This window comes from Kluyvera sp. CHPC 1.2972, from assembly GCF_036759925.1.
Lineage (GTDB): Bacteria > Pseudomonadota > Gammaproteobacteria > Enterobacterales > Enterobacteriaceae > Kluyvera.
Genome location: NZ_JAPKIB010000038.1, coordinates 1 through 2,215, shown reverse-complemented (window position 1 = coordinate 2,215; position 2,215 = coordinate 1). Strand labels below are relative to the sequence as shown.

Annotated in this window: 1 rRNA gene; it reads right to left on the bottom strand. The window is 52.6% G+C overall.

Annotated elements, in window-relative coordinates:
- Nucleotides 1-153: 153 nt before the first annotated feature.
- Nucleotides 154-2,215 (bottom strand): 23S ribosomal RNA (locus V6944_RS23250); the annotation flags it as partial.

Sequence of the window (2,215 nt, the reverse complement as noted above, 5' to 3'; positions counted from 1 at the left end):
TTCACTTCTGAGTTCGGCATGGGGTCAGGTGGGACCACCGCGCTACAGCCGCCAGGCAAATTCTGTTATCAGACCGCTTTGGGCGTTCTGATGTAATCTGTAATCAAGCTGATAATCAATGTCTTTCTTTCGCCAAAACATCTTCGGCGTTGTAAGGTTAAGCCTCACGGTTCATTAGTACTGGTTAGCTCAATGTATCGCTACACTTACACACCCAGCCTATCAACGTCGTCGTCTTCAACGTTCCTTCAGGACTCTCAAGGAGTCAGGGAGAACTCATCTTGGGGCAAGTTTCGTGCTTAGATGCTTTCAGCACTTATCTTTTCCGCATTTAGCTACCGGGCAATGCCATTGGCATGACAACCCGAACACCAGTGATGCGTCCACTCCGGTCCTCTCGTACTAGGAGCAGCCCCCCTCAATTCTCCAGCGCCCACGGCAGATAGGGACCGAACTGTCTCACGACGTTCTAAACCCAGCTCGCGTACCACTTTAAATGGCGAACAGCCATACCCTTGGGACCTACTTCAGCCCCAGGATGTGATGAGCCGACATCGAGGTGCCAAACACCGCCGTCGATATGAACTCTTGGGCGGTATCAGCCTGTTATCCCCGGAGTACCTTTTATCCGTTGAGCGATGGCCCTTCCATACAGAACCACCGGATCACTAAGACCTGCTTTCGCACCTGCTCGAGCCGTCACTCTCGCAGTCAAGCTAGCTTATGCCTTTGCACTAACCTCCTGATGTCCGACCAGGATTAGCTAACCTTCGTGCTCCTCCGTTACTCTTTAGGAGGAGACCGCCCCAGTCAAACTACCCACCAGACACTGTCCGCAACCCGGATTACGGGTCTACGTTAGAACACCAGCCATTAAAGGGTGGTATTTCAAGGTTGGCTCCATGCGAACTGGCGTCCACACTTCAAAGCCTCCCACCTATCCTACACATCAAGGACCAGTGTTCAGTGTCAAGCTATAGTAAAGGTTCACGGGGTCTTTCCGTCTTGCCGCGGGTACACTGCATCTTCACAGCGAGTTCAATTTCACTGAGTCTCGGGTGGAGACAGCCTGGCCATCATTACGCCATTCGTGCAGGTCGGAACTTACCCGACAAGGAATTTCGCTACCTTAGGACCGTTATAGTTACGGCCGCCGTTTACCGGGGCTTCGATCAAGAGCTTCGCGTTGCCGCTAACCCCATCAATTAACCTTCCGGCACCGGGCAGGCGTCACACCGTATACGTCCACTTTCGTGTTTGCACAGTGCTGTGTTTTTAATAAACAGTTGCAGCCAGCTGGTATCTTCGACTGATTTCAGCTCCATGGGTAAACCACTTCACCTACGTATCAGCGTGCCTTCTCCCGAAGTTACGGCACCATTTTGCCTAGTTCCTTCACCCGAGTTCTCTCAAGCGCCTTGGTATTCTCTACCTGACCACCTGTGTCGGTTTGGGGTACGATTTGATGTTACCTGATGCTTAGAGGCTTTTCCTGGAAGCAGGGCATTTGTTACTTCAGCACCGTAGTGCCTCGTCATCACACCTCAGCGTTAAAAGAAGTCCGGATTTACCTAAACTTCCCGCCTACATGCTTAAACCGGGACAACCGTCGCCCGGCTAACATAGCCTTCTCCGTCCCCCCTTCGCAGTAACACCAAGTACAGGAATATTAACCTGTTTCCCATCGACTACGCCTTTCGGCCTCGCCTTAGGGGTCGACTCACCCTGCCCCGATTAACGTTGGACAGGAACCCTTGGTCTTCCGGCGTGCGGGTTTTTCACCCGCATTATCGTTACTTATGTCAGCATTCGCACTTCTGATACCTCCAGCATCCCTCACGAGACACCTTCGCAGGCTTACAGAACGCTCCCCTACCCAACAACACATAGTGTCGCTGCCGCAGCTTCGGTGCACAGTTTAGCCCCGTTACATCTTCCGCGCAGGCCGACTCGACCAGTGAGCTATTACGCTTTCTTTAAATGATGGCTGCTTCTAAGCCAACATCCTGGCTGTCTGAGCCTTCCCACATCGTTTCCCACTTAACTGTGACTTTGGGACCTTAGCTGGCGGTCTGGGTTGTTTCCCTCTTCACGACGGACGTTAGCACCCGCCGTGTGTCTCCCGTGATAACATTCTTCGGTATTCGTAGTTTGCATCGGGTTGGTAAGTCGGGATGACCCCCTAGCCGAAACAGTGCTCTACCCCCGAAGATGA